This is a genomic window from Paenarthrobacter sp. TYUT067, from assembly GCF_023656375.1.
Taxonomy (GTDB): domain Bacteria; phylum Actinomycetota; class Actinomycetes; order Actinomycetales; family Micrococcaceae; genus Arthrobacter.
Map to the genome: position 1 here is coordinate 74,668 of NZ_JAMOIT010000018.1, position 16,962 is coordinate 91,629.

Sequence of the window (16,962 nt, forward strand, 5' to 3'; positions counted from 1 at the left end):
GGCTAGGGCTCAACGGTGTCCAACGCCTGCAGCAGCGACTTCGCTGCCGCCGTCGGGTCTGTTGCCTCCGTGATAGCGCGCACGACGACGATGCGGCTGGCCCCCGCGGCGACTACCTGTTCAACGTTGCTGTGGTCGATGCCGCCAATGGCGAACCACGGAAGTGTCGTCACGTCGCCTGCACGTTTCTGTGCCTCTGCGGCATATGTGACCAAACCCGGACCCACAGCCGCGCGCCCGGGTTTGGTGGGCGTTGCCCAGACCGGACCCACACAGAAGTAGTCCAGTCCCAAGGGGCCTTGGGCGGTAGCAATTGCCGCGTCGATTTGTTCCGGTGTGTGGGTGGAAAGACCGATGCCGGTGACATTCGGCAGGAGTGTGCGGGCGGCCGTCAGAGGCAGGTCCTTCTGACCGATGTGGAACACGGGAGCCCCGGAAATACTGGCAACATCGGCCCGGTCGTTGACAGCCCACAGCCGTCCGTGCCGTTGTGCGACGCTCCGCAAAACGGCCAGCATTTCAAGCTCCTCGGCAGCTTCCAGCGTCTTGTCGCGGAGCTGGATGATGTCCACACCACCGGCGAAAGCGGCGTCCACAAAGTCTTCAAAATCGCCCTGCCGTTGACGGGCATCAGTGCACAAATAGAGGCGGGCAGAGGCGAGGGCGTCAGGCTGGGTCATGGAAACCAGAGTAGTTCCTCTAAACTGGGCACGTGCTGCGGGAGCCGCGACATTCGTCATATGACTGTCCGGCTGAGAGGGCTTCAGCGCCGACCGCTTGACCTGATCCGGCTAGTACCGGCGTAGGGAAGGAAACCAATGGCAGATCCCCGCCATACCCCCATCCAGGCAGACGTGGCCGTCATTGGCGGCGGCATCATAGGCCTGGGCATCGCTCATGAAGCCCGGCGACTTGGCCGTTCAGTGGTGCTGATCGACCCCGCCCCGGCCTCGGGCGCAACGTTCGCCGCCGCCGGAATGCTTGCACCCGTCAGCGAACTGCATTACCAGGAGGAAGACCTCCTGGAATTGATGATTGAGTCTTCCCGGCTGTGGCCCTCCTTCGTGGACAGACTGCACTTGGGGGGAGCGGGCAGCGGATACCGCACGACGCCCACCCTCGCCGTGGGTGCCGACGCAGCCGACCGCAGGGCGCTCGCAGACCTCAGGAACGTACAGCTCGCAGCTGGCTTGGGAGTCGAACCTCTTGCCCTGCGGGACGCGAGGAACCGCGAGCCGCTCCTTAGCCCGCAGATTTCCTGCGCTTTCGACATTCCCGCCGACCACCAAGTGGATCCGCGAAAGCTCGCCGCCTGCATCCTGGCTGGATTGGCTAACCATTCGCCTGACGACGCCTCCTGGGTGCCCGGGGCCGATGACGGATTCGCCGTTCTTTCCCCGGCGCGCGGTGTGCTGCGGGATGGCGGGCGGGTCACCGGAGTGGAACTCGAATCCGGAGTCGTGGTCCTTGCCGCGGAGACTGTGGTGGCCAACGGGCTGGGGGCATCCCACGTGTCGGGGCTCCCTGAAGGACTGACCCTTCCAGTGCGGCCGGTCTATGGCGACATCCTCCGGCTTCGCGTCCCCGAAAAGCTCCGGCCCTTGGTGACGTCCACTGTTCGGGGGATGGTTCGAGGCGTTCCGGTTTACATCGTTCCCCGGGACGACGGAACCGTGGTGATCGGAGCGACGCAACGCGAAGACCGGTTGTCAGCGACTTCCAACGCAGTCTCGGCCGGCGGCGTCTATCAACTGCTGAGGGATGCCCAAACTCTGGTCCCCGCAGTGGCGGAACTGGAACTCCTTGAAGCAACTGCCCGCGCCCGCCCCGGCACTCCGGACAACGCCCCCCTGCTTGGACGGGTCAGCGGTCCCCACGGCGACGTTGACGGCTTGGTGATCGCTACAGGATTCTTCCGCCACGGTGTACTCCTGACTCCCGTAGCCGCCAGGATCGTGGGCGAACTCATCAACGGATCCAAGGACCCTCGATGGGCTCCGTTCCTGCCTGATCGCTTCGCGGGCAACGCTTCAGTTCCCCAAGTACTCACACCAGCAGCACACGCTCCCACCAAGGAAACAGCATGAACATCAAACTCAACGGAACCGATCACGCAGTCTCCGATGACGCATCCGTCAGCACTCTGGTCACAGCGATCACGGGCCGCGCCTTGGACCCTCGCGGTCAAGCGGCCGACGGCGGCAAGCTGGGAGTCGCGGTCGCACGTAACTCCGAGGTGGTTCCCCGCAGCCAATGGGCCGTGACGGCGCTGGCCGACGGAGACGAACTCGAACTCGTAACAGCAGTCCAAGGAGGCTGAACCATGACAACAGCAAACATTGACGTTCGAACCACTGATGTGCTGGCGATCGACGGCGTGGAATTCGGTTCCCGACTCATCATGGGCACCGGAGGCGCGCCGAGCCTTGATGGCCTGGGATCAGCGCTCCTGGCTTCGGGGACCGAGCTCACCACCGTAGCCATGCGGCGCTACTCACCCGCCGAAACGGGATCGCTGTTCCAGCTCCTGGTGGACCACAACATCCGGGTACTTCCCAACACTGCGGGCTGCTTTACTGCCAAGGACGCCGTGATGACCGCTGAACTGGCCCGCGAAGCGCTGGAGACAGATTGGGTGAAGTTGGAAGTCATCGCCGACGAACACACGCTCCTGCCCGACGCCGTGGAACTGGTGGATGCAACGGAACAACTGGTGAACCGGGGCTTCAAGGTTTTCGCCTACACAAATGACGATCCCGTGCTCGCGCTCAGGCTCGAGAACCTGGGTGCCACCGCCGTCATGCCCTTGGGATCACCCATTGGAACCGGCCTCGGCATCCTGAACCCACACAACATTGAACTCATCGTGTCCCGGGCCTCCGTACCCGTGGTCCTCGACGCGGGAATCGGAACCGCCTCCGATGCCGCGTTGGCCATGGAGCTGGGCTGTGACGCCGTGCTGTTGGCCACCGCTGTAACCCGGGCCCAGAACCCGGTGCAGATGGGGGAGGCCTTCAAGCACGCTGTCATCGCCGGTAGGCTTGCGCGGCAGGCAGGCCGGATTCCCCGGCGGGAGCACGCGCTCGCGTCCTCGGCGATGGAAGGCCGGGCAGAGTTCCTCTGATCCGAACCCTCGGAATGTGGCAGCCGGGCTCGGCGACTCATTTCAGAACGACAACCTCGGCGCACACGCGGCGTCGTGCGGGGCTTAAGTCGTGCCGGGGCTTAAACAGTAGTGACCGCCACCATGGGGTGACGGTCACTACTGTCTAAGGTTCTAAAGCCGCAGCGCCTTGGTGAGGGCCGCAGTATCGTGCTGGGTCCTGGTCCGGCCGAGAAAGAGCACCACGGCAACCGCCGCGGCAGTGCCGAGCACAATAGGCAGGACCCACGGAATCCACGTTGCGCCAGGCTGGTAGCCCAATCCGGCGCTGATGAACGCGATCCAACTCAGGGTGCCCACAGCTGCTGAGACACCGGCCGGCAACGCGATCCCGTACTTGCCGTGCCGCTTGTCGTTGGCCCACACAATGAAACCGGTGGCAATGGTGGCCAGAACCACCACGACGAGAGAAAGCATGAAAACTCCTTAGCGGACGACGAGACGTAGGAAGACCCTAGAGAGCGCCGAAGCCGACGCGCCGGGTTTCCTCGGCGCCGATTTCCACGTAGCCCAGCACGTTGCCGGGAACAATGACCTGTCGGCCCTTGTCATCAGTGAGGCGAAGCTCGGAGCCTTTGGTCACGGCCTCAGCCACAATCTTGGCGACGGCGTCGGCATCCAGGGAGGATTCGAGCACGATCTCACGGCCAACGTTCTGAATGCCGATCTTTACTTCCACAGCAAGGCCTCCAAGCCAATCAAGTGTTAAGTCAGTCCTCTATTTGTAGCCTAGGACTCTTTGGGGAATCGACTGATTCCGCGCCAAGCTAAACGATAGATCAGATCGCTGGCCACATCGAGGTCCAGGTTTCCGTCCGTTTCGAGCCAATATCTGGCGCTGACCTGAGCCATTCCGGCCAAACCACGGCCAAGAAGCTGCGCTTCCAGAGGGGGCAGTTTGGTGTCCTCGGCAATGACACGGGCCACGGCGTCCGCGAACGTTTTGTTGAAAGTCTCCAAACGCGAACTGACATCGGCATCATTGATCAGGTCCGATTCGAACACCAGGCGATGGGCTTGGTCGTCATCGGCAATGAACCTGTAGTAAGCGCGCATGACGGCCTTGACGCGTTCCTTGTTATCCGTGGTGGAGTTCAAGGCGTTGAGCATCAGCTGCGTCAGGGTTGCAAGGTGGCTGTCCAGGAGCGCCATGTAAAGCTCGCGCTTGGAGGGAAAGTGCTGATAGAGCACTGGTTTGCTCACGTGGGCGGCCTCCGCGATTTCGTCCATGGCTGCCCCGTGGAAGCCGTTGGCAACGAATACTTCCAGCGCCGCGGTCAGCAACTGTGCGCGGCGCTCGTCCCGCGGCAACCTTGGTGAACGCGTTGTACCTGCCCGTTCCTGCCTGGCCGGTGCCCCATCGTTTGCCCGTGTGCCGTCAGCCACAGTCTGCCGCCTTTCCTTCGCAGTTATGACTACTCTACCGGGGGGTAATATGACCGGGCGGCATCTGCAGGCATAGATTGGGGTATGGCCTCAATTGTTGCTGCCCACGCTACTGCGCCCGCTGTCCTCCCGCCCCTCGTTGAACCGGCCGCCGAACTTACGCCGGCCGAGGTGGAACGGTATTCCCGGCATCTCATCATTCCTGAAATTGGCGCCCTGGGCCAACGCAGGCTCAAGAATGCCAAAGTCCTGGTCATAGGCGCCGGTGGCCTTGGTTCCCCCGCACTGCTGTACCTGGCCGCTGCCGGAGTGGGCACCCTGGGCATACTGGACGATGACGCGGTGGACCTTAGCAACCTGCAGCGGCAGGTCATCCATGGTGTGAAGGACGTGGGTACGCCCAAGGTCGAATCCGCACGTGACGCCATCGCAGAACTCAACCCCTTGGTCAACGTTGTCCTGCACAATGTCCGCCTTGACGCTTCCAATGCGCTGGATCTGTTTGCGCAGTATGACCTCATCCTGGACGGCGCTGACAACTTTGCAACGCGGTATCTGGTGAACGACGCCGCTGCCATCCTCGGCAAGCCCTATGTCTGGGGATCCATCTTCCGCTTTGACGGCCAGGTGAGCGTCTTCTGGGCCGACCACGGGCCCACGTACAGGGATCTCTACCCGGAAGCGCCTCCCGCCGGCTCGGTGCCGTCCTGTGGCGAGGGTGGCGTGTTCGGCATGCTCTGCGCAGCGGTTGGATCGCTCATGGTCACCGAGGCCGTGAAGCTGATTACCGGCGTCGGGCGTTCATTGCTGGGCCGGGTGGCACTTTTTGATGCTTTGGGCGGAAACTGGCGCGAGATCAAGGTCTCAAAGGATCCGGAAGCCGAACCCATTACGGAATTGACCGACTACGAGGCCTTCTGTGGAGTAACGCCGCCGGCGGCCACGGACCAGGAGCACACTGTTTCCGCCAAAGACCTGGCCGCAATGCTTGCCGAACGGGAGTTGGGGGAGCGGGACTTCGAACTCGTGGATGTCCGCGAGTCGGGCGAGCACAGCATCGTGAGCATCGACGGCTCTATCCTGATTCCGCAGGGCCGCATACTCTCCGGCGAAGCGTGGGTGGAGCTGCCGCAGGACAGGGACATCGTGTTCCACTGCAAGGCCGGGACTCGATCGGCTGCTGTCCTCGAAGCGGCGCAAAAGGCCGGCTACACGCGCGTCAGCCATCTCGACGGCGGTATTCTCGCCTGGGTGCGCGATGTGGAACCGGAGAAGCCCATTTACTGATCGTTGCCCGTTCAGGCCTTTGTCTGTAAAGCTCAACCATGAGCGAAGATCTGGCAGAGACCCTGCAACACCCTCTTGGTTCCGGTTTTGGGCACGGTTCCACCGCCCGGGAGGTCATCGATGGAATCGACCTCGCCGGAAAGGCGGCTATCGTTACCGGCGGATACTCCGGGCTCGGCCTGGAGACAGTTCGGGCGCTGGTTTCAGCCGGCGCGGAAGTCACAGTCCCGGCTCGCAGGACCGAACACGCGAAGGAAGTGCTGGCTGGCGCCGGTCTCGGTGACACGGTCACGGTGGAAGAGATGGACCTGGCAGACCAGGACAGCGTTAGAGCATTCGCCCAGCGATACATGGCCGGGCACGGTTCGTTGGAGATCCTCATCAACAACGCGGCCATCATGGCAAGCCCGGAACGACACGTGGGACCGGGCTGGGAAGCCCAGTTCGCCACCAACCACCTGGGGCACTTCACTCTGGTCAACGCCCTCTGGCCTGCCCTGTCGGCATCCGGCAACGCCCGCGTAGTTTCCTTATCCTCCACCGGCCACAAGCTGTCCCCGATCCGGTTCGAGGACATCAATTTCGCTACCGGCTACGACAAATGGCGGGCCTATGGTCAGGCCAAGACGGCCAATTCACTTTTTGCCGTGGAACTTGACCGGCGGGGACGGGAATTCGGCGTGCGGTCTTTCGCGGTGCATCCAGGGGGCATCATGACTGAGCTGCAACGGCATTTGCCCAAGGAAGAGATGGTGGCCGCAGGCTGGATGGACGGCGAGGGAAATCTCCGGGAAGGATTCAAGACGCCGGAACAGGGCGCAGCAACCTCGGTTTGGGCGGCGACGTCACCGGCTTTGGCAGGCAAAGGCGGGGTTTACTGCGAGGACTGCGACATCGCCAATCCCACCGACAAAGATTCACCCCTCGCCCGCTACCAAGGTGTGGACGCGCACGCTATCGACAAAGCAGAAGCAGGGAAACTGTGGGACCTGTCCGCCGAGCTGACAGGTATCAACGCTTTCGCGTAAGTGGCGAGGTGGCCTCAGGCGCTTTCGGAGCGGAGTTGCCCGTGATCCACCGGGCACTCCGCGGCCGGGGCGGCTTGGGGCTTCTCCACCTCGATGCCGTAGAGGGCTTCCAGAGCGGCAACATACTCTTCCTGTTGGCCGTTGGCTGCCAGTTCGCGTGCCCTGACCGTAGGAATGTGCAGGAGCTGCTTCACCATCCGGCGGAGGGCGAACTCAACCTCTTCGGCGGCGGCGGTGCAACCATGCCGTGCCCGGACTTTTTCCATTTCCGCGTCAAGGACGTTCATGGTGTGGCGGCGCAGCGCCACAATGGCAGTGTCCACGGAGCGGGCTTCGCGTTCGGACTCGAAGGAGGTGGCGGCGCCGTTGACTATTGCGCTGGCCTGGGAAAGTGACTCTGCCTGCTCCTGAGGCGCAGCCAGCCGTACGGATTCAAGCGTCAGGAGCTCAACGCCATCGAGTTCGCCCACTGCGGGGTCGAAGTCGTGGGTGAGGGCGAGGTCGATAGCGATCAAGGGTTTGCCCGAGTGGGCCCGGACGCGGGCAAGATCGGCGGCCTCCACTCTGTTGTCAGAGCCGCTGCAGCCAATCATGACGTCAGCTGCGGCAACAGCAGCGGGAAGAGTGTCGGCGTCGAGGGCGGTTCCGCCGCGGGTGGCTACGAAGCCCTCGGCGCGGCCGGAGGAGGAATAAACGGAAACATCTGTGCAGCCGCGCTCACGCAGGAGCGACATGGTGGCGCCGGCATAGGCCCCTGTTCCGAAGACCACCACTTTCTTGGTGGACCAATCGTCGTTCTCGGCGAGGTCGGTGGCGAGGTCCAAGGCGACGGAAACGATTGAAAGCCCACGGGAGCCGAGGGCTGTCTGTGCGCCCACGTCCTTTGCCGTTTTGGAGGCCGCCTGGAAGAGCCGCACGAGGCCCGAGCTGGCGGTGCCTTCCTGCTGGGCGGTGATCAGTGCCCGGCGGACCTGGCCTGCGATCTCGCGCTCACCTACCACGGCTGAATCCAGGCCGGCGCTCACAGCAAACAGGTGCCGTGTGACGTCCGGACCGGTGTTTGTGGCGAAGGAGCGTGAGACGAGTTGCTCGTTGAGGCCACTGAGTTCGCTGATCTGGGAGACAAGGGCCGAACGAGCCGCCTCAAGGTCAGCTCCGTTGGCTGTTTCTCCGTAAATTTCGTAGCGGTTGCACGTGGCCAAGACAACGGCTCCGGAAACCAGGGAGGAGTCTGTCAGGGCTGCCGAGGCAAGCTCAGAGGAACCGTTGCTCAACTGAGCGACAGTTTCGAGGTCGATGTCGGCGTGTGTAGCCACCAATGAGAAAAGAACCACAGCACCCCAATCATAGCTTTTTCGTAGCCCGGTAGAACAATGCAGCACCGTGGTGATCCCCACGAAGGCCAGTGATCCCCGACACAACGGCCCGGGCCGGGCGCGACGTGACAGCTTGTCGTTATCTTTTGCCCCGGATTTTCGGCACAATCGAAGGCATGACTTCTAGCGCGGCAGCATCCAACAGTACGGCTTCCAACGCCCCGGCGGGAACCCTCGGCGCCAACCACCCACTCAACGACGGCCGTACCTCGGACTCGCCGTTGATCACTGCCTACCGCGGTGGCACGCCGTCCCGCAGGCCTGTATGGTTCATGCGCCAGGCGGGTCGTTCCCTGCCTGAGTATCTGAAGGTCCGCCAAGGCGTTGCCATGCTGGACTCTTGCCTGCGGCCTGAACTGGCCGCCGAGATCACCCTGCAGCCGGTTCGCCGCCACGACGTTGACGCCGCCATCTTCTTCTCGGACATCGTTATTCCGTTGAAGCTCGCCGGCGTGGGAGTGGACATCGTCCCCGGCGTAGGACCCGTGTTGGACAAGCCGGTGCGAACGGCAGCTGATGTGGCCGCCCTTCCCACCCTGACGTGGGAAGCCCTCGAGCCGATCCGCGAAGCCGTCCGCCTGACGGTTGCCGAACTCGGAAAGACCCCGCTGATCGGCTTCGCCGGTGCGCCATTCACCCTGGCCGCCTACATGGTTGAAGGGAAGCCCTCCCGTGATCACCTCGGGCCCCGAACCATGATGCACGCCGATCCCGAGACGTGGGCGGCGCTGGCCAACTGGGCTGCCGATACCTCCGGAATGTTCCTTCAGGCCCAACTTGAGGCAGGCGCTTCGGCGGCGCAGCTCTTCGATTCCTGGGCCGGATCCCTTGGCCTGGCTGACTACACCAAGTACGTGGCGCCGGCATCCACCCGGGCGCTGGACCACGTCCGTGGACTCGGGGCGCCGTTGATCCACTTTGGAACCGGCACTTCCGAGCTTCTGGTTGCCATGCGCGACGTCGGCGTAGACGTCGTAGGTGTGGACTACCGGCTGCCCTTGGACGAAGCCAACCGACGCCTGGGTGGAACTGTGCCGCTTCAAGGCAACATCGACCCCGCTCTTCTGTCCGCCCCGTGGGAGGTCCTTGAAGCCCACGTCCGGGAGGTCATCGCTGCTGGTTCCCACGCCCCGGGCCATGTGCTGAACCTTGGTCATGGAGTTCCTCCCGAAACAGACCCCACCGTTCTGACGCGCGTTGTGGAGCTCATCCACTCCATCCCTGCGGAGTAGGCGCTATGCGCGCGGGGCATGCGACGTCCACGTCGGAGCCGATACCAGCAGCTGCACGGCCAACTGCCGTGGTAGTTGGCGGCGGCATCTCAGGCCTGATCGCTGCGCGGGAGCTTGCCGCGGCCGGGTCAGCGGTTACTGTCCTCGAGGCGACCACCGCATGGGGAGGCTGCGTGGGAAGCCATGTTGTTGCCGGGCTGCGTCTGGACAGCGGGGCGGAGTCGTTTGCCACACGGTCCACGGCCGTCGCCGACCTCGCGCGTGAGTTGGGCCTGGCGGACCATATAGTTGCTCCCCATCCCGGAGGTGCCTGGGTGCAGCTTCCGGACGGCCCGCAGGAGCTTCCCAAAACCGGAGTACTCGGTATTCCCGCGAATCCCTGGGACCCTGAGGTTCGACGATCCCTGGGTCTCCTCGGAGCCATCAGAGCCTCGTTTGACCGCTGGCTCCCGGCATCTGTCGGTACGTCCGCGGAGGTCACCAGTGTTGCCGCTCTGGTTGGTACCCGTATGGGCAAAAGGGTTCTGGAGCGGCTTGTTTCGCCGGTGGTAGGCGGCGTTCATTCCGCTGACCCTGCCCTTTTGGACGTGGATATGGTGGCCCCGGGCCTGCGCGCCGGAATCCGCTCTCATGGCTCACTTGCTGCTGCTGTCGCAGCTCAACGCAAAGGGGCCAAGGACGCCCCGTCTTCATCCTCCGGGGCGTCGTCCGGAACGGCAAAAGCGGGTTCCGCCGTGGCCGGCCTGAAGGGTGGAATGAACACTCTGGTGGACGCCCTCGTCGCTGACCTGCAGGAGCGGGGGGTTCAGTTGCTCGCCGGTCGGCGTGCCGAGGACGTTGTGAAAACTGAAGAGGGTTGGCGGGTCACCGCTGAAAGTTCCACCTACGACGCCGGCCGCCTGGTGGTTGCGCTTGACGGCCCGGCCGCCGTCAGGTTGCTGGAGAAGTCCTTGCCTGTGCTGTCCGGCCTCCGTCCGGCTCCAGGACCCCTGGTAAGCCTGGTGACCTTGGTGGTGGACCTGCCGCAACTTGATGGCAGGCCCAGGGGGACCGGAATTCTGGTTGCACCCGAAACCCCGGGGATCAAGGCCAAGGCCCTCACCCATGCAACGGCGAAGTGGGATTGGTTGGCTGACGAAGCCGGTCCGGGCACCCACGTCCTGCGCCTGTCCTATGGTCGGCGTGAAGTGGCAGGCGGCGGCGCGGACGTTGTCATGGACGATGAGTCGCTCCTTACCGCCGCCGTGGCAGATGCTTCCGCGCTGCTGACGGTTCCGGTATCCAAGGCGGACATCGTGGATTGGGATGTGGTGCGCTGGGCTGGCGCCCTGCCGTTCGCCGCCGTCGGTCATAAACAGCGCGTGGCGGAGGTTCGTCAGGCGTGCGCGTCTGCCAACCGCCTTACCGTGGTGGGCGGCTGGTTGGCCGGGAACGGCCTTGCTGCAGTAGTGGCCGACACTCGTGCGCAAGTGGCCCGGGTGCATGCAGGCTGATCACCAGAATGGTGATTTGCGTCACTTCTACGCCTTGTAGAACTAATCCGTTTCGACTTAGCGGCTGGCACGGGGCAAACTTGAACCATGAGCCACACTTCTGCCGAATCTGTCACTAAAACTGCTGATACCGAAGAGCAGTTCTTCACGCTCTGGACTGTCTTCAAGCGCTCGGCCGATGTCCTGCGCAGCGGCGACGCAGCCCAGGAGTACGAGGCCCTGGTAGAGAAGCTTGCCGAAGGCGGAGTCACCGTTCGCGGCAGCTACGACGTCTCCGCTATGCGCTCCGACGCCGACATCATGGTGTGGCTCCATGGGGCCAAGCCCGAAGACCTGCAGTCCGCGGTCCGCTCCATCCGGCGCAGCAAACTCTTTGCCGGCACCGAGATCGTATGGTCCGCCATGGGCGTGCACCGCGAAGCGGAGTTCTCCAAGAGCCACATTCCGGCCTACGCTCGTGGCGTGGAGCCCAGCACCTGGCTGTGCGTGTACCCCTTCGTCCGCTCTTACGAGTGGTATATCCTCCCGGCCGAGGAACGCGGCGCCATGCTCCGCGAACACGGTCTGCTGGGCAGGGAATTCCCGCAGGTCATCTCCAACACCGTCTCCTCGTTCGCGTTGGGTGACTGGGAATGGATCCTCGGACTCGAGGCACCGGAACTGGTGGACCTTGTGGACCTGATGCGCCATCTGCGGGACAGCGAGGCCCGCAACCACGTCCGTGAAGAAATCCCGTTCTACACCGGCCGCCGCGTGTCCGCTGCCGAGATTGCCGAGGTCCTTGCATGAGCACTCCAGTCGTTTCCACGGCCGTCAACGAAGTCACCGAGCGCGGCCGCCAGGAACCCAAAAATTACGACGCCGTGCTGCTCGCGTCCTTCGGCGGGCCCGAAGGCCAGGACGACGTCATTCCCTTCCTCCGCAATGTCACCCGCGGTCGCGGCATTCCGGATGAACGTCTCGAAGAGGTCTCCCACCACTACCGCGCTTTTGGCGGCATTAGCCCCATCAACCAGCAGAACCGTGAACTGAAGGCTGCCATTGAGGCCGAGCTGGACCGCCGTGGCATCGAACTGCCGGTCCTCTGGGGTAACCGCAACTGGGACCCGTACATCGCCCCGGTACTTCAGGACGCTTACGACGCCGGACACCGCAGGCTCCTGATGCTCACCACCAGCATCTACTCCTGTTACTCAAGCTGCCGCCAGTACCGCGAGGACATCGGCGTTGCCCTGACGGAAACCGGGTTGGATGGCAAGCTCCAGGTGGACAAGATCCGCCAGTACTTCGACCACCCCGGCGTAGTCCAGCCCTTCCTGGAGGGTACATCTGCGGGCTTGGAGGAGATCCGCGGCAAGCTCGTCGCAGCCGGCGAGACTGACCCGGACTCAAAGATCCGCGTCCTGTTTGCTACGCACTCGATCCCCACCCGGGATGCCGAGGCCGCTGGAAGGTCCGAGGACGAGCCCCGCGAATTCGCGGAAGGCTCGGCTTATGCTGCCCAGCACTTGGCCAACGCCAAGGCCATCATGGATGTTGTGGCACCCAACGTTGCCTGGGACCTGGTGTACCAGTCCCGTTCCGGCGCCCCTCACATCCCGTGGCTTGAGCCGGACATCAACGACCACCTCGAGGAAATCGCCCCTGAAGGGGTCCGCGGCGTCGTCATTGTTCCCCTCGGCTTCGTCAGCGATCACATGGAAGTTGCCTGGGACCTGGACACCGAGGCTCTGGAAACCTGCAAGGACCTCGGCATCGAAGCAACCCGTGTCCCCACCCCGGGTACGCACGCAGCTTTCGTGTCCGGCCTGGTAGACCTGATCTGCGAACGCACGGTGGAGAACAACATCGCCGAGCGCCCCCACGTGACGGACCTGGGTGCTTGGTACGACGTCTGCCGTCCCAACTGCTGCGAAAACTTCCGCGGAGCGAAGCCCGTCATTTCGGAAGTTGGTACCACAGTGGGCATCGGGCACGACGCGTACCCCGCTCCGGAGGCTGCCAAGTGACCGTACGCATCGGCACCAGGGCGAGCAAGCTCGCCCTGACGCAGACGCAGCAAACTGCGGACCGGTTGGCTGCCGTTGGCGGCTTCCCTGTGGAACTCGTGCACATCAAGACCGAGGGCGACGTCAAAACCGGGTCCCTTTCCCAGATGGGCGGCACAGGCGTGTTCGTCGCGGCCCTTCGGGACGCACTCCTCGCTGAGACCTGTGACGTTGCCGTGCACTCCCTCAAGGACCTGCCCACGGGCGCCGCACTTGGCCTGAGCATCGCTGCAACACCCAAACGGGTGGATGTCCGCGACGTACTCTGTGCCCGCGATGGCATGACGCTCGCCGAACTGCCGGGCGGCGCCAAAGTCGGTACAGGCTCACCACGGCGGGCCGCGCAACTCCGGGCTGCACGTCCGGACATTGAGGTGCTCGACATCCGTGGGAACGTGGATACCCGCCTCGGCCGTGTCCCTGGTTTGCCGGGAAATGTGACCGATGTTGTTGTCCCCGGCAAGACCTGCGATCTTGACGCTGTGGTGTTGGCCGCAGCGGGCTTGGAACGCATGGATCGGTTGGACACCGTCAGCGAATTCTTCGAATCCGACGTCATGCTGCCGGCCCCCGGGCAGGGAGCGTTGGCCATCGAATGCCGGACGGATGACGCTCCGCCACTGGGCGGTTCCACCGAGGGATCAAACTCGGTGCTGGCCCAGGCCCTTGCCGCTTTGAACGACGACGACACACGCCTCGCCGTTACGGCCGAGCGTGCCGTTCTGGCCCGGCTCGAAGCCGGTTGTGCTGCCCCCGTGGGGGCTTACGCCTTCCGGAAGGGCAGCATGCTGCACCTTGAAGCAGTGGTCTGCGCCGTGGACGGCACCAAGACAGTCCGCGAAAAGAAAGCCACGGACGGTCTAACGGAAGTCGGAGCCACGTTGCTCGGCATCGAAGTGGCTGAGCTCTTGCTCGCTGCCGGCGCCGCGGAGATCGCGGACCTTGCCGCGTCCTGAGCCGTATGAAGTAAATGGGCTGACCGGCCGGCGTGTCCTGATCACCAGGAGCGCCGACCGTGCACGCCCTTTGGCGGCGCTGCTGAGTGAGTTGGGGGCCGAGCCCTTGGTGCTTCCGCTCATCGATTTTGAGAGGGCAGGGGACCAGGCTTCCCTTGATGCGGCCTTGGACAAGTTGGCGGCCGGTGACTTTGACTGGCTGGTGATCAGCAGTATCACCACCGTCCGGGTTCTCATGGAGAAGGCTGCCCAGCGCGGGATGGCACTCGCGGATCTTGTTCCATCGGGAACAAAGGTGGCCACCATTGGCTCTTCGTCCCATCAGGTTCTCGAATCCGTAGGCCTCGCCGTTGCTTTGGCGCCTGAGGATGTCCAATCGGCGGACGGCCTCCTTGCTGTGTGGGAAGCGTCCCGCGTACGCGTGTTCCTGCCCCAAGCCGATATTGCGGCGGCCAGCCTGCGCGACGGCCTGGCGGCAAGCGGTGCGGACGTGACGTCCGTGGTCGCCTACCGCACGGTTGACTACCCTGCCCGTGCCGAACTCCGCCTGACAGCGGTACTTCCCTCCGGCGTCGGGACGTCCTTCACTGACGATCCGGCAACACTTGTTCCGGAAGACGCGCGGGCAGCACTGGATGCCGGAACCGTGGACGCTGTGGTGGCTGCTTCTCCCAGCGCGACGCGCCGTATCGCTGCAACATTGATGCCCTTGGGCAGGTGCCGGCTGATCGCCATTGGACGGCCGACGGCGGCAGAGGCCTCCCGGATAGGCCTCACCGTGGCAGCCACCGCCAAAGAACCAACCCCGGACGGCATTGTGGCCGCCTTGGAATCTGTTTTCGCCAACGAAGGGAAATCGTCATGAGCTTTCCGAACCATCGTCCCCGCCGCTTGCGCACCACTCCCGCCATGCGCAGGCTCACCGCCGAAAACCGCCTGGCGCCCGCGGACCTGATCCTCCCGGCGTTCATCCGGGAAGGCCTCACCGAGCCGAGTCCCATCAGTTCCATGCCGGGAGTCGTCCAACACACCACAGAGTCCCTCAAACGGGCCGCAGCCGAAGCCGTGGAGTTGGGCGTAGGAGGCATCATGCTGTTCGGTGTGCCCGCCGAACGCGATGCGCAAGGCACCGCTGCACTGGACCCGGATGGCGTCTTGAACAAGGCCATCCGCGACGTCAAAGCCGAGGTGGGCGATGACCTGGTGATCATGGGCGATGTTTGCCTCGACGAGTTCACCGACCACGGCCACTGCGGCGTCCTCGATTCCGAGGGCTACGTGGATAACGACGCCACGCTGGAGATCTACGGTCAGATGGCAGTTGCCCAGGCCGACGCGGGCGCCCACGTGCTGGGGCCCTCGGGAATGATGGACGGCCAGATCGCGGTCATCCGTCAAGCACTGGAGGAATCCGGACACAAAAACACAGCAGTCCTTGCCTACGCAGCTAAATACGCCTCAGCGTTCTACGGCCCGTTCCGTGAGGCCGTGGATTCCCAACTCAAGGGTGATCGCCGTACTTACCAGATGGACGCAGCCAACCGCCGGGAAGCCATCCTGGAGGTGGAACTCGACCTCGAAGAAGGCGCCGACATGGTGATGGTCAAGCCCGCCATGAGCTACCTGGACATTCTCGCTGATGTGGCTGCAATGAGTCCGGTGCCTGTTTCGGCCTACCAAATCTCAGGCGAATACGCCATGATCGAAGCGGCCGCCGCCAACGGCTGGATCGACAGGCGGGGCGCCATTACTGAATCTGTCCTCGGCATCAAGCGTGCTGGAGCCGATACCGTATTGACCTACTGGGCCTCCGAACTGGCAGGCTGGTTGAAGGAGTCCTGATGTCTTCTCTCCCTGCAGAATCCGCTGTTCCCCTGGATCCCACGGCACCGTCCCGGACCGCCGTGCCTTCCGATCCCGCTGCGCCAGTGGCGGCCAACCAGATCCTGCTCGGCCTGAACACCTTCGGCGACGCCGGTGTGGATGCTGACGGAAACCCGAAGGAGCATGCGCTTGTCCTGCGGGAGCTGCTGCAGGAAGCGAAACTGGCTGACGCCGTCGGAATCCATGCCTTTGGCGTGGGGGAGCACCACCGCCGCGATTTCGCTGTGTCCGCGCCTGAGGTTTTCCTTGCTGCGGCGGCCGCCGTGACATCACGGATCCGCTTGGGGTCCGCTGTTACCGTGCTCAGCTCAGATGATCCCATCCGCGTCTTCCAACGTTTCGCCACGGTTGATGCCTTGTCCAATGGCAGGGCCGAGGTCATGCTCGGCAGGGGTTCGTTCGTGGAGTCATTCCCGCTGTTTGGCTTGGACTTGGCAGACTACGAAGTCCTCTTCGAAGAAAAACTGGAGCTGTTCGACAAAGTACGCGCCCAGAAACCCGTTCATTGGGCGGGGCGCACGCGGCCCAACGTCAATGGGTTGCAGGTATACCCCCAACTCCAGCATCACCTCCTGCCGGCCTGGATTGGTGTGGGTGGCACACCGGAGTCCGTGCTGCGCTGCGCCGAGTACGGCTACCCCATCATTTTCGCCATTATTGGGGGAGAGCCCCGACGCTTCGCACCGCTGGTCAACCTGTACCGTGAGGCGATGGCAAAGTACGGCCATCCCATGCGCCAGATTGCCACGCACTCACCAGGATTCATCGCGGACACGGACGAGGCCGCCCGCGAGGAGCTGTTCCCGCATTGGCTGGAGCAGCGCAACAGGATCGGTGCCGAGCGTGGGTGGGGGCCAGGGAACCGTGGCGAGTTCGACGCCATGTGCGGCCCTGAGGGTGCCCTCTATGTTGGTTCCCCGGAAACCGTGGCGCAGAAGATCGCTCTTCTCAAGAGGAATCTCGGTGTGGACCGATTCGACCTCAAATACAGCAATGGAACGTTGCCGCATCAGTCAATGATGCGCTGCATTGAGCTCTACGGCACCGAGGTGGCCCCGCGGGTCACCGAGCTGCTGGCCGACGCCGCATAAGACTGCGCCCGGCCAAGC

18 protein-coding genes and 1 riboswitch are annotated in these 16,962 nt (G+C 63.6%); of the genes, 13 read left to right on the forward strand and 5 right to left on the reverse strand.

Annotated features, from left to right (window positions below):
* Positions 1-2 precede the first annotated feature (2 nt).
* Positions 3-680, reverse strand: coding sequence for a thiamine phosphate synthase (gene thiE, locus MOD31_RS16455; protein ID WP_223940573.1), 678 nt, complete (start codon positions 678-680; stop codon positions 3-5).
* Positions 681-707: 27 nt separating this feature from the next.
* A riboswitch (TPP riboswitch) is annotated at positions 708-826 on the forward strand.
* On the opposite strand from thiE, the gene thiO reads away from it, so the two are divergent.
* From thiO to MOD31_RS16470, 3 genes are all read left to right on the forward strand, one after another.
* Positions 819-2,087, forward strand: a complete 1,269-nt coding sequence (thiO, locus tag MOD31_RS16460; RefSeq protein ID WP_250821139.1) for a glycine oxidase ThiO — start codon at positions 819-821, stop codon at positions 2,085-2,087. Its footprint overlaps the riboswitch before it by 8 nt.
* Entirely contained in the window at positions 2,084-2,320 is a 237-nt protein-coding gene (gene thiS, locus MOD31_RS16465) for a sulfur carrier protein ThiS (protein WP_011775416.1), read from the forward strand. The genes thiO and thiS overlap by 4 nt, the downstream gene beginning before the upstream one ends.
* Positions 2,321-2,323: 3 nt before the next feature.
* Positions 2,324-3,124 (forward strand): thiazole synthase, encoded by an 801-nt coding sequence (locus MOD31_RS16470; RefSeq protein WP_250821140.1) that lies wholly within the window; start codon positions 2,324-2,326, stop codon positions 3,122-3,124.
* Positions 3,125-3,277: 153 nt separating this feature from the next.
* Here the strand turns inward: MOD31_RS16470 and MOD31_RS16475 are convergent, their stop codons facing one another.
* The 3 genes from MOD31_RS16475 to MOD31_RS16485 are packed head-to-tail and all read right to left on the reverse strand — an operon-like array spanning position 3,278 to position 4,627.
* Positions 3,278-3,580 carry a hypothetical protein gene (locus MOD31_RS16475; protein WP_011775413.1) on the reverse strand — a complete coding sequence of 101 codons (303 nt, stop codon included), beginning with the start codon at positions 3,578-3,580 and terminating at the stop codon, positions 3,278-3,280.
* Positions 3,581-3,617: 37 nt separating this feature from the next.
* Entirely contained in the window at positions 3,618-3,842 is a 225-nt protein-coding gene (locus MOD31_RS16480) for a DUF3107 domain-containing protein (RefSeq protein ID WP_142938500.1), read from the reverse strand.
* Positions 3,843-3,892: 50 nt separating this feature from the next.
* Entirely contained in the window at positions 3,893-4,627 is a 735-nt protein-coding gene (locus MOD31_RS16485) for a TetR/AcrR family transcriptional regulator (RefSeq protein WP_142938501.1), read from the reverse strand.
* Positions 4,628-4,633: 6 nt separating this feature from the next.
* Between MOD31_RS16485 and moeB the strand changes: the two genes are divergently transcribed.
* Both moeB and MOD31_RS16495 read left to right on the forward strand, forming a co-directional pair.
* On the forward strand, positions 4,634-5,836 hold the full coding sequence (gene moeB, locus MOD31_RS16490; protein ID WP_142938502.1) for a molybdopterin-synthase adenylyltransferase MoeB: 1,203 nt from the start codon (positions 4,634-4,636) through the stop codon (positions 5,834-5,836).
* Positions 5,837-5,874: 38 nt separating this feature from the next.
* Positions 5,875-6,864, forward strand: a complete 990-nt coding sequence (locus MOD31_RS16495) for an SDR family NAD(P)-dependent oxidoreductase (RefSeq protein WP_250821141.1) — start codon at positions 5,875-5,877, stop codon at positions 6,862-6,864.
* 14 nt (positions 6,865-6,878) lie between these two features.
* On the opposite strand, the gene MOD31_RS16500 is transcribed toward MOD31_RS16495, so the two are convergent.
* The gene (locus tag MOD31_RS16500; protein WP_142938504.1) at positions 6,879-8,198 is read right to left on the reverse strand and encodes a glutamyl-tRNA reductase; all 1,320 of its coding nucleotides are present in this window, start codon (positions 8,196-8,198) and stop codon (positions 6,879-6,881) included.
* Positions 8,199-8,356: 158 nt separating this feature from the next.
* On the opposite strand from MOD31_RS16500, the gene hemE reads away from it, so the two are divergent.
* From hemE to MOD31_RS16540, 8 genes are all read left to right on the forward strand, one after another.
* A complete protein-coding gene (gene hemE / locus MOD31_RS16505; RefSeq protein ID WP_142938505.1) occupies positions 8,357-9,472 on the forward strand; it encodes a uroporphyrinogen decarboxylase in 1,116 nt (371 codons plus the stop codon).
* A 5-nt stretch (positions 9,473-9,477) separates the two neighbouring features.
* Positions 9,478-10,965, forward strand: coding sequence for a protoporphyrinogen oxidase (hemG, locus tag MOD31_RS16510; RefSeq protein ID WP_166840074.1), 1,488 nt, complete (start codon positions 9,478-9,480; stop codon positions 10,963-10,965).
* An 87-nt stretch (positions 10,966-11,052) separates the two neighbouring features.
* Positions 11,053-11,754 carry a hydrogen peroxide-dependent heme synthase gene (gene hemQ / locus MOD31_RS16515; RefSeq protein ID WP_142938507.1) on the forward strand — a complete coding sequence of 234 codons (702 nt, stop codon included), beginning with the start codon at positions 11,053-11,055 and terminating at the stop codon, positions 11,752-11,754.
* Positions 11,751-12,974 carry a ferrochelatase gene (locus MOD31_RS16520; RefSeq protein ID WP_142938508.1) on the forward strand — a complete coding sequence of 408 codons (1,224 nt, stop codon included), beginning with the start codon at positions 11,751-11,753 and terminating at the stop codon, positions 12,972-12,974. The genes hemQ and MOD31_RS16520 overlap by 4 nt, the downstream gene beginning before the upstream one ends.
* Complete coding sequence (gene hemC / locus MOD31_RS16525) at positions 12,971-13,969, forward strand: hydroxymethylbilane synthase (RefSeq protein ID WP_142938509.1); 999 nt, start codon at positions 12,971-12,973, stop codon at positions 13,967-13,969. The genes MOD31_RS16520 and hemC overlap by 4 nt, the downstream gene beginning before the upstream one ends.
* Entirely contained in the window at positions 13,956-14,834 is an 879-nt protein-coding gene (locus tag MOD31_RS16530; RefSeq protein ID WP_142938510.1) for a uroporphyrinogen-III synthase, read from the forward strand. Before hemC ends, MOD31_RS16530 begins: the two co-directional genes overlap by 14 nt.
* Complete coding sequence (gene hemB / locus MOD31_RS16535; RefSeq protein WP_250821142.1) at positions 14,831-15,811, forward strand: porphobilinogen synthase; 981 nt, start codon at positions 14,831-14,833, stop codon at positions 15,809-15,811. The genes MOD31_RS16530 and hemB overlap by 4 nt, the downstream gene beginning before the upstream one ends.
* Positions 15,811-16,944 (forward strand): LLM class flavin-dependent oxidoreductase, encoded by a 1,134-nt coding sequence (locus MOD31_RS16540; protein ID WP_187697139.1) that lies wholly within the window; start codon positions 15,811-15,813, stop codon positions 16,942-16,944. The genes hemB and MOD31_RS16540 overlap by 1 nt, the downstream gene beginning before the upstream one ends.
* Positions 16,945-16,962 lie beyond the last annotated feature (18 nt).